This window comes from Desulfitobacterium hafniense DCB-2 (assembly GCF_000021925.1).
GTDB classification, from domain to species: domain Bacteria; phylum Bacillota; class Desulfitobacteriia; order Desulfitobacteriales; family Desulfitobacteriaceae; genus Desulfitobacterium; species Desulfitobacterium hafniense.
The window spans coordinates 3,334,593-3,350,508 of the sequence record NC_011830.1; the positions used below are offsets into that span (position 1 = coordinate 3,334,593).

General features: G+C 47.7%; 14 protein-coding genes. 2 read left to right on the forward strand and 12 right to left on the reverse strand.

Going from position 1 to position 15,916, the window contains the following annotated elements; translation table 11 throughout:
* Positions 1–10: 10 nt before the first annotated feature.
* The 4 genes from DHAF_RS15560 to rimO all read right to left on the reverse strand — a co-directional run bounded on the left by DHAF_RS15560 (position 11) and on the right by rimO (position 4,282).
* Positions 11–1,492: an AAA family ATPase gene (locus tag DHAF_RS15560; protein WP_015944401.1), complete on the reverse strand. Its 1,482-nt coding sequence runs from the start codon at positions 1,490–1,492 to the stop codon at positions 11–13.
* A 41-nt stretch (positions 1,493–1,533) separates the two neighbouring features.
* Positions 1,534–2,073 (reverse strand): hypothetical protein, encoded by a 540-nt coding sequence (locus tag DHAF_RS15565; protein WP_015944402.1) that lies wholly within the window; start codon positions 2,071–2,073, stop codon positions 1,534–1,536.
* Between the two features lie 326 nt (positions 2,074–2,399).
* A complete protein-coding gene (pgsA, locus tag DHAF_RS15570; RefSeq protein WP_015944403.1) occupies positions 2,400–2,957 on the reverse strand; it encodes a CDP-diacylglycerol--glycerol-3-phosphate 3-phosphatidyltransferase in 558 nt (185 codons plus the stop codon).
* Positions 2,954–4,282, reverse strand: coding sequence for a 30S ribosomal protein S12 methylthiotransferase RimO (gene rimO / locus DHAF_RS15575; RefSeq protein ID WP_015944404.1), 1,329 nt, complete (start codon positions 4,280–4,282; stop codon positions 2,954–2,956). The genes pgsA and rimO overlap by 4 nt, the downstream gene beginning before the upstream one ends.
* A gap of 318 nt (positions 4,283–4,600) precedes the next feature.
* On the opposite strand from rimO, the gene DHAF_RS15580 reads away from it, so the two are divergent.
* Positions 4,601–5,203: a hypothetical protein gene (locus DHAF_RS15580; protein ID WP_041271974.1), complete on the forward strand. Its 603-nt coding sequence runs from the start codon at positions 4,601–4,603 to the stop codon at positions 5,201–5,203.
* 20 nt (positions 5,204–5,223) lie between these two features.
* Here the strand turns inward: DHAF_RS15580 and DHAF_RS15585 are convergent, their stop codons facing one another.
* The 8 genes from DHAF_RS15585 to DHAF_RS15620 form a co-directional block, all read right to left on the reverse strand.
* Entirely contained in the window at positions 5,224–7,152 is a 1,929-nt protein-coding gene (locus DHAF_RS15585) for a YgiQ family radical SAM protein (protein ID WP_015944406.1), read from the reverse strand.
* 53 nt (positions 7,153–7,205) lie between these two features.
* On the reverse strand, positions 7,206–7,697 hold the full coding sequence (locus DHAF_RS15590; RefSeq protein ID WP_015944407.1) for a YajQ family cyclic di-GMP-binding protein: 492 nt from the start codon (positions 7,695–7,697) through the stop codon (positions 7,206–7,208).
* A gap of 48 nt (positions 7,698–7,745) precedes the next feature.
* A complete protein-coding gene (locus DHAF_RS15595; protein WP_015944408.1) occupies positions 7,746–8,549 on the reverse strand; it encodes a helix-turn-helix domain-containing protein in 804 nt (267 codons plus the stop codon).
* 23 nt (positions 8,550–8,572) lie between these two features.
* The gene (locus tag DHAF_RS15600) at positions 8,573–9,310 is read right to left on the reverse strand and encodes a DUF3388 domain-containing protein (protein ID WP_005812888.1); all 738 of its coding nucleotides are present in this window, start codon (positions 9,308–9,310) and stop codon (positions 8,573–8,575) included.
* Positions 9,294–10,373: a tRNA 2-selenouridine(34) synthase MnmH gene (gene mnmH, locus DHAF_RS15605; protein WP_080518282.1), complete on the reverse strand. Its 1,080-nt coding sequence runs from the start codon at positions 10,371–10,373 to the stop codon at positions 9,294–9,296. The genes DHAF_RS15600 and mnmH overlap by 17 nt, the downstream gene beginning before the upstream one ends.
* Before the next feature lie 66 nt (positions 10,374–10,439).
* Complete coding sequence (locus DHAF_RS15610; RefSeq protein WP_015944410.1) at positions 10,440–12,779, reverse strand: FtsK/SpoIIIE family DNA translocase; 2,340 nt, start codon at positions 12,777–12,779, stop codon at positions 10,440–10,442.
* Positions 12,780–13,020: 241 nt separating this feature from the next.
* Positions 13,021–13,713 carry a ClpP family protease gene (locus tag DHAF_RS15615; protein WP_015944411.1) on the reverse strand — a complete coding sequence of 231 codons (693 nt, stop codon included), beginning with the start codon at positions 13,711–13,713 and terminating at the stop codon, positions 13,021–13,023.
* A gap of 124 nt (positions 13,714–13,837) precedes the next feature.
* Positions 13,838–14,155 (reverse strand): hypothetical protein, encoded by a 318-nt coding sequence (locus DHAF_RS15620; RefSeq protein ID WP_005812881.1) that lies wholly within the window; start codon positions 14,153–14,155, stop codon positions 13,838–13,840.
* Between the two features lie 146 nt (positions 14,156–14,301).
* Between DHAF_RS15620 and DHAF_RS15625 the strand changes: the two genes are divergently transcribed.
* The gene (locus DHAF_RS15625) at positions 14,302–15,858 is read left to right on the forward strand and encodes an ABC-F family ATP-binding cassette domain-containing protein (RefSeq protein WP_005812879.1); all 1,557 of its coding nucleotides are present in this window, start codon (positions 14,302–14,304) and stop codon (positions 15,856–15,858) included.
* Positions 15,859–15,916: the final 58 nt, after the last annotated feature.

A 15,916-nucleotide genomic window follows, 5' to 3' on the forward strand; every position in this document is an offset into this window, starting at 1 on the left:
TAGGAATGGATTAAGCTGCTTCCTCTTCGATAAGCAGGCGAAGCCTCTCTCCATTAAGAACTTCTTCAGTTTTCAATACCTGAACCACTCTCTCCAGGATGCCCTTCTTATCAAGGATCACCTGGCAGGTTCTTTCCTCCAACTCTGCCAATATCTCGCGGGTGACCTGCTGACGCTGATCAGCTCCTAGTTTTACCACATCCACTACCCCAAGGGTGGACATCCCGGAGGCCAGCATCTTCTCCACCATATGCAGGGCCTGTTCATAATCACCGGCGGCACCTGTACTGCGTGTGCCCAGGATGGTCTCCTCAGCTATGGCTCCGGCCAGAGCGACCATAATCTGTTCTTCAATCATGGCCTGGGTGTAAAGATATAAATCATCTTTAGGATAGTGGCGCACATAGCCTAAGGCGTTGCCACGGGAGCGAATGGAGATCTGGGACACGGAATGGGGCCGTACAAATTCAGCAAGCAAAGCATGGCCCCCTTCATGGATCGCCACCCGTTGTAATTCTTCATCCGTAGGCTTGCGATCCAGTTTTTCTCCTAAGAGCACCTTTTCCACAGCCTCCCGGAAATGAAACATGTTAACTTCCCGGGCATCATCCCTTAAAGCAAAGACTGCCGCTTCATTGGTGACACTTTCCAGATGAGCTCCAGAAAAATTATAGGTTTCCTGAGCAATCTGTTCCAGATCCACGCAGGAGGCCAGGGGTTTGTTTTTCGTATGAATCTTGAGGATGGCCAGGCGTCCTTCTTTATCCGGCAGGTCCACTTTGACCAGGCGATCGAAGCGTCCTGGACGCAAAAGAGCCGGGTCCAATGCTTCGGCGCGATTGGTGGCGGCAATCAGGAGAATTTGGGTACCTTGTTCACTGTTTCCCAGTCCATCCATTTCCACCAGCAGCTGATTAAGGGTCTGATCGTATTCATGGTGGGAGACATTGCTGCCCCGTTTGGCCCCCAGAATATCCATCTCGTCAATAAAAATGATCGCCCGATCCTTTTTTTCCTTTTTGGCTGATTCTCTGGCTTTTTTGAAGAGCTTCCTTACCCGCTCTGCCCCCACACCTGCGTACATTTCCACAAATTCACTGCCGGAAATGGCTAAGTAAACAGAATCCGTATAGCGGGCTGCCGCCTTTGCTAATAAGGTTTTACCAGTTCCCGGCGGACCGGATAAAAGGATACCCTTCAAAGGCCGAATCCCCAGCTCCCTCATGCGTTCACTGTATAACAGAAAATCCAAGGCTTCCTGGAGTTCTTTCTTAGCGGCATTCTGACCGCCTATGTCTTCAAAGTCAACCGTGCTGCCGGAAATTCGGACCCCTTTCTCGGAACCTCCCACCATGGACCGGGGCATGAATTTCCAGAAAGCGACACCCAAAAGCACTAAAAGCCCGATGGGTAAAACATTATACCCGGAAACCCAAAGATAAAGGAACAAGCCTACGCCAACACCCATCGCGATATCTTTAGCCAATCCCATTCTCTCTCCTCCTTCCCAACTATCACTGAAAGAAGTCTCGTTCAATGATTCATGCCTGTATAATCCTTGCCTACACTGGGCAGGAATGTTCCTTGCCCGTGTCTCTCTATAACGGAAACCAATTGATGTTCCCCTTGGGTCAAGACGAGATAAATCCCTTCATTATCCATGGTCAGATTCATCATCACTCCAGCTTGCTCAGCCTGTGCGGCAAGAGTTTCCTGCATTTGCGTAAAATTTCCCATAACCATTCCCTCTTGAATAGCAAATTGCATCTGCTGATACACTTCTTCCAATTCAGGCGTTCGTTGATCCACCAGACGGATGGGATGGGTTCCGGAAATTGTCTTCAGCTGAGTGCAAATAGTTTGCAGATTGGTGACCTGGCCGGTATTGACCAGCATCTCCGAAGCACCCTGCTTATCCAGTATTTCAGCCGACAGCACCCCTGAAATCTGTTGACTTTCTTTAATCAAAGAACCTTCCAGCCATTTATTCTCATATAAGAGCTTACCGCTTAATAATAATCCGAAAATAAGCATACTTACTAAGCTGATGATGGTGATCCGCTGCTTAGTCATAAAGCGCCTCCACTCCCTTATAATTTATAGAAATTCCAAAATGTATCGATTATTCCTCTATGGATGCAGATTCAAATATAGCAAGCGCATGTACTCATTTACTTCAATATTATAGCACGGCTGATGTACTATTTTTTCATGCAATTCATACCAATAATGCTAAAGAAAACCTGGCTTTGCCCGAAGACACTGTGTTTGCCTTAAACCCATACCCGCCAATGGGGCGAAGTCGCTGGTTGCACTTATGATGCATAAGTACAAAAAAGCTTAAAAATAAAGAACAGAATCCTCCGTTTTCTGGAAAACTCTGTTCATTATTATAGGTTTTATTTTTTCAAAAGCTTCTTCGATTTTACTAAATAATCCACACCTGAAACAATCGTAAAGAAAAGGGCTACATAGAGAAGCGGCTGTCCCAGATAGAGGTTGAAGAGGGATAAAGGCCAATCATGGAGCAGAATCAGAGAAATAGCCACAACCTGGGATACGGTTTTAATCTTGCCCAGTTTGCTGGCTGCAATCACAGTTCCGTCAGCAGAGGCTATGGCTCTCAACCCTGTCACTGCGAACTCCCGGGCCAGTATAATCCAGCAAATCCACGCCGGCACATGCCCCAAGTCCACCAACGCAATTAAAGCTGCCGAAACCAAAAGTTTATCTGCCAGCGGATCCATAAATTTTCCCAGAACTGTAACCTGGCCTCTTTTACGGGCGATATAACCATCCAAGCCATCCGTCGCAGCTGCCAGGATGAAGATCATGGCCGCCACAAAATCCTGATAAGGAAAAATCGGCTGACCTTTAGGAAATTGGATGAGCAACAAGGCCATAAAGATGGGTATTAATATTATCCGCGCCATTGTGAGTTGATTGGGTAAATTCACTGCACAACCTCTCCCATTAAATCGTAGCTATCTGCTCCGGTAATCTTAACCAGTACAAAGTCCCCGATTTCAAGTTCCCCAGGTGAATCAACATAGACAACACCGTCGATCTCCGGAGCATCCCCTTCACTGCGGCCGACCCAGCGTTGATCCGGCAATGCTTCTTCGATAAGAACCTTTAGGGTCTGCCCTACCCATCTCTGCTGCTGCTCGTAAGCAATGTCGTGCTGCAGCTCCATGAGTTGATCACGCCGCTGTTGACGAATCTCCTCAGGCACTTGGTCCTCCCTTTGGGCGGCCGGAGTAGATTCCTCCTGAGAATAGGCAAAAGCTCCTAAGCGGTCAAAGCGGATTTTCTTAGCAAAATCTACAACAGCTTGAAACTCTTCTTCCGTTTCCCCGGGAAAACCGGTAATCATAGTTGTGCGAAGACGAATGTCGGGGATTTCCTGGCGCAATTTATGAATTAATCCTTCAGCCTCTCGGATCGTACCCCTCCGGTTCATCTCAGCCAGGACTTTATCATGAGCGTGTTGAAGAGGAAGATCGAGATAACGGCAAACTTTGGGCGTTTCTTTCATGACTGTGATCAGTTCATCCGTAAACAATTCCGGATAACAATACATAAGACGAATCCACTCTATTCCTTCAATCCCGGCAATCTCTTTGATTAAGGAAGGCAGCCTATATTCACCATAACGGTCCTTGCCATAGCGGGTAGTATCCTGAGCGATCAGTAAAACCTCTTTTACCCCTTCGGAAGCCATGGCCTCTACTTCGCGAAGGATGGATTCCTGGGTCCGGCTGCGAAAGTGGCCCCGCACATGAGGAATGATGCAATATGTGCAATAATTATCGCATCCCTCCGCTACTTTAACATAGGCATACTGCTTAGGGGATAAACGGACACGAGGCATGGTTTCATCATAGATAAAGGCGGGCGCCTCGGCGCTGATTCTTCTGACCTTGCTCTTCTCTGCTTCCTCAAGGGTCTCCAGAATCTCTGCGACATTCCCGGTCCCCATGATCCCGTCCAATTCGGGGATCTCAGCTAAGAGCTCATCACCGTAACGTTGGGCCAAACACCCTGTGGCCACTAGAGTCTGACACTGTCCTTCTTCCTTATATTGAGACATCTGGAGAATCATATCGATGGACTCAGCCTTAGCACTTTCAATAAAAGTACAGGTATTGATAATGATAATATCTGCCTGCTCCGGCTCATTCACGATCTGGTATTTTGTCATCATATGACCGGTCATGATTTCACTATCGACTTGATTCTTCGGACATCCTAAAGTCACGACAGCAACTTTTTTGTTCAATGTCTGCACCTCTGCATATCATCATTTCTCCAAAATTCTTTTTCCGGCACTGTCAGAAAGTATAAGCTTGCACTGTATACTTTCTTTAAAATCTTGATTTGTGTGTAATTACTAATCTAGTATAAACTAATATTTCCCTAAGTGTCAAAACTAATTATCCTTGGTTACGGTCATAGGCAACACTTTTATTACTAAAATATGGCAATATTATAAAAGAGGGGCTTAGCAACTATTCCCTTTAATTTTCAAATGGATTACAGTAGAATGATGTGAGTAAGCTCTCTGGACAAGATTACATAGTATAATAATCATTGCGAGGTGCTCAGTTTGTTAAACGATACTCTTTCACCTGTCGATCAATGCGGCTGTGGGGATACAGGTTATTTAAACTCCCGCACCCTTCCCATCGCCCTCGATCATGGCGCTGGTAAAGTCATCAATGTGCCTGTCTATTCCTGTGGAAGTTCCATGTGTGACGAATACCGCATCCCTTCGGCCGTGGCTTCCCGTCTCGATGAACTAGCCGAAGAAATGGAAGCAAAAGGAATACTTTCCATGGCTTTCTCCTGGGGAGCCTCCCAAGAGGACACCCTTGGGTATCAGGACTCACTGAGCCAAGGGTTTATATGGAAGTTCCAGAACCGCTCTTATGAAGATGCCCGGGTTCTTTTCGTAATCGATGGCGATACCTTGGTTCTGCAAAGTAAATTAGACCCCACTGAATATTATCTTCTCAAGCGTCTTGAAGAAAGCAAGGAGGGAGTTTTCTTTTCCTTCTCCAAATTTATCGAGGAGGATGAAGAGTTAACCTATGAAAAATATATAGTACTGGAACCTTCCTTTCAGAAAGAGCTGGGAGTTGTCAAAATGGAAGAAGTTGAGGACATGCTGAGGGAAGAGTTCGGGGAGATCTGTGATTAGACCCGGCTCATCCTTCCTGTTCACCCTTTTGGCCTGGACTTAACCCTGGGTTTTCCTTTCACACTGTTTCTCTTTTTGTCACGAGCCTGCGGGGCGGAGGAGGAAGGTGAGGTTTTCCCGATCGGGCCTAAGCTCTTCTTATGCTGGGAGCGGGGGCGAATCAGGCATTTAGGACCATGGCCGATCAAGTCCTCCCGATGGGCTGATTTCAGTGCCTTCTCCACCAAATCGTAATTCTTAGGGTTCCGGTATTGAATCAAAGCTCTTTGCATGGCCTTTTCTTCCATGGTCCGGGGTACATAGACCTTTTCCATGGTGCGGGGATCCAGCCCGGTGTAATACATACAGGTGGATAAGCTTCCCGGAGTGGGAATAAAGTCTTGAACCTGCTCCGGGTTGACTCCCATATCCCGGACATATTCCGCCAGTTCGATGGCTTCTCTTAAGCCGCTGCCCGGATGAGAGGACATAAGATAGGGCACCAGATATTGCTTTTTGCCAAGGTCTTCATTGATCGTTTTAAACTCATCGGCAAAACGCTCGTAGACTTTTTTCCCCGGCTTTCCCATCCTTTTCAATACCTTTTCGCTGATATGCTCGGGAGCAACCTTAAGCTGCCCGCTTACGTGATGCTCACACAGTTCCCGCAAAAAGGTTGTATTCTTATCAGCCAGGACGGCATCATAGCGAATTCCGGAACGCACAAAGACTTTCTTAACCTTAGGCAGATTGCGCAAGCGGCGCAGGAGATCGATATATTCGGTGTGATCCACATCCGCCTTGGCACAAGGAGCAGGAAAGAGGCATTGCTTATGGGGGCATGCCCCGCGTTTAAGTTGGGCTTTACAGGCCGGGCGGCGGAAATTGGCCGTAGGTCCACCCACATCATGAATATAGCCTTTAAAACGCGGACTCCAGGTCAACTGCTCCGCTTCTCTGACGATGGACTCGGCACTCCGCCCCTGGATAATCCGCCCCTGATGGAAGGTCAGGGCGCAGAAAGAGCATCCTCCATAACAGCCCCGGGAGCTGACCAAACTGAACTCCACTTCTTCAATGGCCGGAACCCCGCCTGCTTCCTCATAGACAGGATGATAAGACCCAACATAGGGCAAGGCATAGACCCCGTCCATCTCGGCTTGAGTCAAAGGATAGGCCGGCGGATACTGAATAACCCCGACCTGCCCATGGCTTTGATACATAGCCTTGCCATAATAGGGGTCCTGCTGATTATATTGCACCCAGAAGCTTTCCGCATACTTCCTCTTATCTCCCACTACATCCTGATAAGCAGGGAGCTGGATGATTCCTTCCGGAATCTCCTTTTTCCAAGGAACCATGGTCCCTCTGACACCTTGAACCTCAGCAATGGGTTCCCCGTCGTTTAAGGCATGAGCCACCTCAACAATCGCCTTTTCCCCCATGCCAAACACAAGCAAATCCCCCTGGCTGTCCAACAGGATGGAGCGCTTAACCTTATCACTCCAAAAATCATAGTGGGCAAATCGCCTTAGGGAGCTTTCGATACCACCGATAATCACCGGCAATCCCGGAAAAGCTTCACGGACTTTATTGGTATAGACAATGGTGGCATGATCAGGGCGTAACCCTGCCTTGCCTCCCGGGGAATAGACATCTTTTTGACGCCGCTTCTTGGCCGCCGTATAATGGTTGACCATGGAATCAAGATTCCCACCGGACACCAGGCAGGCCAGGCGCGGTCTGCCCAGAGCTTGAAAGGCTTTCACATCACGCCAATTGGGTTGGGCTATAATGCCTACTTTATAGCCATGCTTCTCCAGTACCCGGGATATTATGGCAATACCGAAGCTGGGATGATCCACATAGGCATCTCCGGTAATAAGCAGGAAATCCAGCTCTTCCCAGCCCCGTTTTTTCATGTCCTGTTTACTGATAGGTAGAAATTGGGGAATTTTAATCGAACTCACTCCTTAACTAGTGAAATCAAAAACTCCCACAAGTGTGGGAGGTGTGAATGTCTTTAACGATAGTTGATAAATTGAAGGTCGATACCCAGATCCTGCTTGCGCAATAAGGCGATGACTTCCTGTAAATCGTCTTTATTCTTCCCCGTGACCCGAACCTGGTCTCCCTGGATCGAACTGGACACTTTGATTTTGCTGTCTTTGATGAGCTTATTGATCTCTTTGCCTTTATCCTGAGATATTCCTTGAACAAGCTTAACTTCCTGGCGGACCGTATCTCCGGCTGCCGGCTGAACCTTGCCATATTCCAGAGCTTTAAGAGAAACCTGCCGCTTAACCAGCTTGCTCTCCAAAATATCAATGACATTGCGGAGTTTAAAGTCATCGTCAGAAACCAGTATAATTTTCTCGTCCTGCAGTTCAAGGGAGGATTTACTGTTTTTAAAATCAAAACGCTGTTCAATTTCTTTTTGCGCTTGATGAACCGCATTGATTACTTCCTGCATCTCCACTTTAGAAACGATATCAAATGATGAATCCTTGGCCACGAATCTCTCTCCTTTGCATCCATGAATATATTCAACCAGCCTCAAGCCTCAAGGCAGGAGGCTGATTTGATTTGCGCTGTCTTTCTTAAGAATGATGTTATTAACCACCTGTCCCTGAGCCCCCAGACTTGGCCAGGTCTTGCCGTTAAGGGTTACCGTAAGCCCACCGGCATTGCCGACTGTGACCAGTTCTATTTGGTCCTTTGCCTTTAACTCTTTAGTGGCTCCTTGAGTAAAGGTTCCCTCAAAAGCAAACTGACCATCCACATTGACCCGGATCCAGCAGGGCTGACTAAAGACCAGCTGAGCCACCAGACCTTCATTTTCCTGGGCGATCACATTTTGGGGGTTGGAAGGAGAGGTTTGGGCCGGTGGCGTATCGTCCGGCGGGGGAGTGTTTTCCGGTTGTTGGACGACTTCTTCCTGAGGAGTAGTAGGCAAGGGTGTGACTATATCTTCCGGAGCAATGGTGGTGCCCGGATGCTTGCTCAGGGAGGCGATTCCAATCACGACCACAAGAGCAACCACTCCGGTAACAGCCACAAGCACAGGTTTAATCCACTGGGGCCTCCGGCGGGGCAGCGGCGGAGCCGGTTCAGCGGATAAGGGTTTTTCCTGTTGCTGCCCTAAGGCTTTATAGTGCTCTAGAACCTCCTCCGGGTTTATTCCCAAATGCTTGGCATAAGTTCTTAAAAACCCTTTGGTATAAGTGTCACCGGGTAAAATATGATAAGCTTCTTCTTCCAAAGCTTCCAGATAGCGGATTCTGATTTTGGTAACTTCTTCAGCCTGAGTTAAGCTCCACCCTTTATCCACACGAGCGTTGCGAAGGATTTGTCCCTCTCCTGCCATGATAAACCCTCCTTCTTAGTGTTTTAGCTAATATCAAAAGCAGAAAAACTAACGGCTACATCATCAATCCCAATCTCATCCTGAGGTTGATTACGAATCTCAATGATAAAATCCAGGTCTCTTTTGATCCGGCCATCCCGCAAAAATACATCAGGATGCTCGATGATCTTCGGTGTGGGTAATTCCATCACCCGGTTCAATAATTCCCAGTGGGCATCATTGCCACGGGAGGTGCTTGTCATACCATCGATTAAAAACACGGAATCTTCAGCTTCGTCCAGCATAAGGGTTGTTCGCAAGGTTTGCCGGATAATCGTCGAAGAAAGGAGGATCCACTTCTTATTGGCATAAACGCAGGCGCTGATCGCGGCTTCCGTTTTTCCTACCCGGGGAACCCCGCGGATGCCAATCAACTGATTGCCACCCTCAACTAAAGTATCTCCTAAAAAGTCCACAAGCAATCCTAATTCTTCCCTAATAAAGCGGTAAGTCGGCGGATTGCTTTCCGCCTTATCCAAACGCCGCCCATGCCGCAAGGCCAGGCGATCAAAGATCGTCGGCGGGCGAAAAGCTGCGATCTCAATGGTATCGACATGCTGCAAAGCCTCTTGGAGGGCTTGAACCTTCTCCGGAGACGGATACTGAAGCAAAAACCCCCGGCGGTCCTCACCGATCCCATTGACGGTTAAGATATTGATCTCAAGCATTCCCAATAATGTGGAGACAGCACCCAGCAAGCCAGGTTTATTTTGCTGTATCACATATTCCAAATAAAGTTGTTCTTCTGAGTATACCCGACCACTGATCAAGGTAATCCTCCAATTCTTTGATCCCCTTTTCCGGATCTTCATTGCTTATGGAATCATCATAATCATGGCTGGGCTGGTTAGGATAGGCATAAAGAGCATCGTAGTATTTCAGCATTCCTTCTGTAAACTCTTCTAAATTTCCTTGTTCCAGCAAAGCGCTGTACTGGGCAATCGTTTTATGTCCCAGGTTTTTCGTCAGACGCCCAAGCGCCGACTTAATCTCCAGGTCAGCATGAGGATACTGGGTGTATTCTTTGATTAAGCGTTCAACCCGATGCTGAACTGAATCATAGATCAGGATTTGCGGGCCCATTTTCATAGCTTCATAAACATTGGTCGGCAAATTGATGCGGCCAATGCGCTTACTCTCACATTCAACTATAATATAAGGGAAATCCGCTAACATCCTAAGCTCTTCGTACAAAGCGGCTTCAAAGCTTTTCTGAGAAGGACCTGAACCCAAGCCCACCGACCCAAATACAGAGCCCCGATTATTAGCCAGGGACTCTAAATCAATGGCCGGATAGCCGTCAGCCCTTAACCGCTTTAATAGCTCAGTCTTGCCTACACCGGTATTCCCCCGCAGCACGACAACTTTAAAGGGGAACTCCCGGCTAAAATAATCATGAACCAAATGGCGATAAGCCTTATATCCCCCTTGCAAGCGGTAAACAGGCAAGCCCATCAGACCCAAAACAGTGGCTAAGGATTTGCTCCTCATCCCTCCCCGCCAGCAAAAGAGCACCACAGGCCGGCCCTTGGACCATTGCCTGGCTTGGTTATAAAGTCCATCCAACTTAGGGCCGGCTATAGCCAGCCCTTGCTCCTTGGCTAAAGCGGGCGAGACCTGTACATAAGTAGTGCCAATCATGGCTCGTTCTTCATTACTAAACAGAGGCAGATTCAGTGCACCAGGTATGGTGGCTTCCTCATATTCACCTTCAGAGCGAACATCGAGAAGAACTATATCTTTAATTTTCAGCAACTCTTCAATCGTTATATCCTGAACCATCATATTTCCTTCTTAATTTATACTATTCTCTTCTATTATCATAAATCCTCTCAACAAAATGTGCAACTTTTACCCGATTTCTTCTTCACCTAACCCAAACTTTTGATCAAATTGCCCCTTGGTCAGCAAAACTTCCCGGGGTTTTGAGCCTTCATAACCGCCCACGACCCCTTTTTCTTCCAACAAATCCATCAAACGGGCCGCCCGGGTGTAGCCGATGCGGAGCCTTCTTTGCAGTAAAGAGACGGAAGCATTGCCCGCCTCGATAAAGAGCAGAGCCGCTTGATGAAAGAGCTCATCCCCAGTATCTTCCGCAGGCTTGTCGGTTCCCAGCTCGATATTAGGAATTTCCTGGTATTCCGGTTTAGCCTGATTCTGCAGGAAGCGGACCACATTTTCCACTTCCTTATCGGCCAGGAAGCATCCCTGTACCCTGATGGGTTTGCTGGCTCCCATAGGATAGTAAAGCATATCCCCCCGGCCTAAGAGCTTCTCCGCTCCATTCATATCCAGGATGGTCCGTGAATCGATCTGAGAAGATACAGCAAAAGCAATCCGGGAAGGAACATTGGCTTTGATCAAACCGGTGATCACATCCACCGATGGACGCTGGGTAGCAATCAGAAGATGGATTCCCGCCGCCCGCGCCATCTGCGCCAAGCGGCAAATCGAATCTTCCACATCTCCGGGGGCTACCATCATGAGGTCTGCTAACTCATCGATAATCACCACCACATAGGGAAGAGGCGGCGCATCTTCTTTCTTTTCCTGGGTGCGCAGGTAATTATAGCGCACAATATCCCTGACCCCGGCGGCAGCAAACAGCTCGTAACGGGTCTCCATTTCCGTGACAATCCATTTTAAGGCTCCGGCCGCCTTTTTCGGATCCGTGACCACCGGTGCGATCAGATGAGGAATTCCGTTATAATTCGTCAGTTCCACCATCTTCGGATCCACCAATAAGAACTTGACTTCATCCGGCCTTGCTTTATACAAAATGCTGTTGATCAAGGTATTGACACAGACAGACTTACCTGAGCCGGTGGCGCCGGCAATTAATAAGTGAGGCATTTTGGTTAAATCCGCCACAATCGGACTCCCTGTAATATCTTTGCCCAGCACGACCGTCAGCTTACTGAGGGAATTCTGAAATTCCGGTGTCTCCAGAACTTCCCGAAAATGCACCGTGGCGATCTCTTTATTGGGCACTTCGATTCCCACCACCGATTTCCCCGGAACAGGGGCCTCGATACGCACATCGGTAGCCGCCAAACTCAGCGCGATATCATCGGATAAATTCGTGATCTTGCTTACTTTAACCCCGGGAGCAGGCTGGGCCTCATAGCGGGTAATCGCCGGTCCCTGAGTTACATGAGTAACTTTAATTTTAACCCCGAAACTCTCCAGGGTATCTTCAAGAATCTTCACATTATCCGCCAAATCTTTATTAATACGAGGATTCTTCACCTTCATGGTTTTATTGAGCAGGGTTAAATTAGGAAGTTGAAAATCACCGCTCTCCTTCTGGGCCAACCTGGAAACAGGGGTTCCTGTGACCTTGCCCGGCGGGTTCGTTTTCTGTTTCTTTTCTTCGGCAAAAGGAAGCACGGTTTGGATGATGGGGGTTTCTGCCAGAGGCTTCTCTTCCTCCCCGCCATGGTCCGCCAGATCCTGAAGGGTCTTAATAATCACCGGCCGCTCCACCAATTCAGGCTCCAGTACCTTTAAGGGCTCCGTGGTCGCTTTCGTCTCTTTCTTCTTGATATTCTTTTTTAAAGCTCTCTTTTCCAGAGGCTCTTCCGGAAAGACTTCTTCAGGATTCTCTTCAGTATCCTGAATCACATAGATAAAATCTTCCACATGGTTTTTGACCCAGCGGCCTGATTCCTTACCGGCCTTTTGCACTTGCTGCAGACCGCCGATGAGGGAGCGGTTCGTTACCAGTAAAGCTCCGCTAAGTGCTGTGACAATAAGTACCACATAACCTCCGGAAATACCCACTGAGCTTTTCAGAGCCATGGTCAGGAGGGCACCGATTGCTCCTCCTCCGTGTCCCAGCAATCCTTCATCGAGGATCGTTTCATTAGTATAACCACTAAGACCGGGGAGTTGAAAATGCAATAGTCCCTCAAAAGCCAGCCATAGCAAAAGAACTCCTACCGTTCTCCACTGGTTATTGATATGTTTACGATTCATATAAGCGATTCCCCAGGCACCCAGCATAAGCAGCAGCCAGACCCGACCGTTGCCGGCCAGCACGGTTAAGCCTTCTTTGATTTTGCCGCCTACGATACCATTGCTTCCGGAGTATAGGGCCACAATGCCCAATACCGCCAATCCCAAGGCCACAATGCCGATCAGTTCATGGCGGACATTATCTTTGAGAAACCCTTTTTTCTTTACCGTCATCTTCTTTTTCTTCCTAGCCAAAAAACATCCCTCACATCATACTTTACTCATCTGATTCTTGCCAAGCCTTATGTAGTGTCTATTTCTACACAAAGGAAATTTTTCCCTCCTAGTTCAACTGCGATTCCTTTGTTGCAAACACGCTTGCCATTTGCGCATTTTGTTGCTTCGCTGCCGCTTTGACTCATACCTTCTGATAGTATAGCAAAAAATCGGCTCTTCAGCCGATTTTATTGTAAATTTAACTTTCACGCTTTGACCCGATCAGGCGCTTTAGTTCCCCATAGGCTTCCTTCAGGCCTCCGACAGCATCAATCAGCCCTATATCGACAGCATCCTGTCCGATTAAAATAGTCCCGATATCCTGGGCCAGTTCACCGGTGGCGAACATGAGCTTTTTCAGCTGCTCTTCTGTTATCTGGGAATGTTGGATAATAAAGCTATTGATTCTCTCCTGCATTTTTTGTAAATAATCGAACTGCTGATGTCCATTGATCACTAACCCAGTATAACGTATGGGGTGCAAGGTCATGGTGCCCGTTGGCGCAATAAAGCTGCGATCGCAACTCACAGCGATGGGAATCCCGATGCTGTGCCCGCCCCCCAAAACAATGGAAACGCTGGGTTTGCTTAAGCTGCTCACCAGCTCGGATATGGCTAGCCCCGCCTCCACATCTCCCCCGGCCGTATTTAAGATCAACAATATCCCTTCTACTTTAGGATTCTGCTCCACAGCAAAGAGTTGAGGAATAACATGTTCATATTTGGTAGCCTTGGTTTGAGCGGAAAGGACTTGATGTCCTTCGATTTGTCCGACAACGGTCAGACAATAGATGCTCTCCGAAGGCTCAGGGATTCGAATCTGGCCCATCTCTTTTAAAGCTTGGACCTCCGGATTTATGGGTTCATTTTGATTTTCACTTTCACTTCTCACAAGGTGCACTCCTTCCGATAACGTCTGCATTTCCTTCTCAATTCCCAAAAGACGGATTAACCTGTCTTCTACTATTATGAGGATTTGCTCATAAAAAAATGCAGGTCACTCTTCCTGCACAATTTCACCTTCCTATTTGTCTGCCAATGATGATAATCCAGGAGCGGTGAACTAAGTCATGAACCAGGGATGAACTGACATTTCCATAAGGCCGCAGCGTCCTGGATAATCTGCTGCCCAGATATTGCCCCAGGAAATAGGCCGCCAGAAAAGCTAGCAGTGTTGCCCCGGGTAATTCTAAATGATGTCTCAGCAGGGCGACAAAGGGCACCGGAAGATGAATGGCCATAAACCAAGGCAAGGAAAGCTTCCTGACATTTTCCCGCCAATATCCAAAGGGAATATTAAGCAAGCAAACCAGCATTAAACTCCAAATGAGCATACCACTCCCACTCCCCCTCTACTCATCCCTATGTCCTTTTAACCCCATCTATAACACCCCATAACCTGTCCGCTTATAAATATCCTTTGACAAGTCCATAAGCTTTTTTTAAGATAGATGAGTATGAAAGTAAAGGGAGTTTTATCATGAGCATATTAAATGTTGAAAATGTCAATCACGGCTTCGGTGGTCGTAAGATTCTGGAAAATACAACCTTCCGTCTCCTCAAAGGTGAACATGTGGGGTTGGTAGGAGCCAACGGAGAAGGGAAATCAACCTTTCTCGATATTATCACCGGCAAACTTATTCCCGATGAAGGGAAGGTGGAATGGTCCAACCGGGTATCCGTGGGCTATCTGGATCAACATACTGTGTTGACCCAAGGTAAATCCATTCGCGATGTTCTCCGGGAAGCCTTTCAAAAGATGTTCGAGCTGGAAGCTGAGATGCTGGAGCTCTACAACCGCATGGCTGAAGCTACGGAAGCGCAGATGAACAAGATGATGGAGGATGTCGGGGAAATTCAGACCATTCTGGAGAGCAATGGTTTCTATATGATCGATGCCAAAGTGGAAGAAGTGGCCAACGGCTTAGGCCTCGGTGAAATCGGTCTGGATAAAGATGTTGCCGATTTGAGCGGCGGTCAAAGGACAAAAGTTCTGCTGACCAAGCTTCTACTCCAAAAGCCTACTATATTAATATTAGACGAGCCGACCAACTATTTAGATGCCGAACATATCATTTGGTTAAGCAATTATCTGAAGGATTATGAGAACGCCTTTATCCTGGTATCCCATGATATCCCCTTCCTAAACGATGTGGTCAATGTAATCTATCATGTGGAAAATGCCGACTTAACCCGTTATACCGGGAACTACGAGCAATTTATGCAGCTCTATAACATCAAAAAAGAGCAAGAGCTGAAGGCTTATGAGAAACAACAAAAAGAAGTGGACCGCCTGGAAGATTTTATCGCCCGCAACAAAGCCCGCATCTCCACCACCGGCCGGGCGAAAAGCCGTCAGAAACAGCTGGACAGAATGGAGATTCTGGAAAAGCCCAAAGAGAAAATCAAACCCCAATTCCGGTTTAAGGAGGCCCGAAGTCCCGGCCGGGTCATCTTTGAAGCCAAGGATTTGGTTCTTGGTTATAATGAGCCCTTAACCCGCCCCCTCAGTCTGCACCTGGAAAGAGGTCAAAAAGTGGCCATCCGCGGAGTCAATGGTCTGGGTAAGACCACCCTGCTGAAAACTTTGCTGGGGATCATTCCTTCTCTTAGCGGCGAAGTCATCTTAGGGGATTATCTTTACCCCGGTTATTTCGAACAGGAATCCAGCCGGGGCAACACCAATACTCCCATCGAGGAGATCTGGCAAGAGTTTCCCGGACTGACGAATTATGAAGTTCGTCAGGCTCTGGCCAAGTGCGGACTGACCAATGAGCATATCTCCAATAAAATGATGGTTCTGAGCGGCGGTGAAAGCGCCAAGGTACGCCTCTGCAAGCTCATGCTGAAAGACATCAATTTCCTCGTCCTGGACGAGCCCACCAACCATCTCGATGTGGACGCCAAGGACGAATTGAAAAAAGCTATTCGGGAGTTCAAGGGAACGGTTCTTTTAGTATCCCATGATCCTGACTTCTACAGCGATTGGGTCAGCGATATTTGGAATTTGGAGCAGTGGACCACGAAAATAGTCTAAACACCCAGAAACGCCCTAATCTCACCATAAAAGTGAGACTAGGGCGTCTTTCATTAAG

What these genes read in the sequence shown, in the direction of transcription:
- DHAF_RS15560 (WP_015944401.1), bottom strand. Translation starts at nt 1,492, where the DNA reads ATGGGATTGGCTAAAGATATCGCGATGGGTGTTGGCGTAGGCTTGTTC.
- mnmH (WP_080518282.1), bottom strand. Translation starts at nt 10,373, where the DNA reads ATGATGGTTCAGGATATAACGATTGAAGAGTTGCTGAAAATTAAAGAT.
- DHAF_RS15565 (WP_015944402.1), bottom strand. Translation starts at nt 2,073, where the DNA reads ATGACTAAGCAGCGGATCACCATCATCAGCTTAGTAAGTATGCTTATT.
- DHAF_RS15595 (WP_015944408.1), bottom strand. Translation starts at nt 8,549, where the DNA reads ATGGCAGGAGAGGGACAAATCCTTCGCAACGCTCGTGTGGATAAAGGG.
- DHAF_RS15625 (WP_005812879.1), top strand. Translation starts at nt 14,302, where the DNA reads ATGAGCATATTAAATGTTGAAAATGTCAATCACGGCTTCGGTGGTCGT.
- DHAF_RS15610 (WP_015944410.1), bottom strand. Translation starts at nt 12,779, where the DNA reads ATGACGGTAAAGAAAAAAGGGTTTCTCAAAGATAATGTCCGCCATGAA.
- DHAF_RS15620 (WP_005812881.1), bottom strand. Translation starts at nt 14,155, where the DNA reads ATGCTCATTTGGAGTTTAATGCTGGTTTGCTTGCTTAATATTCCCTTT.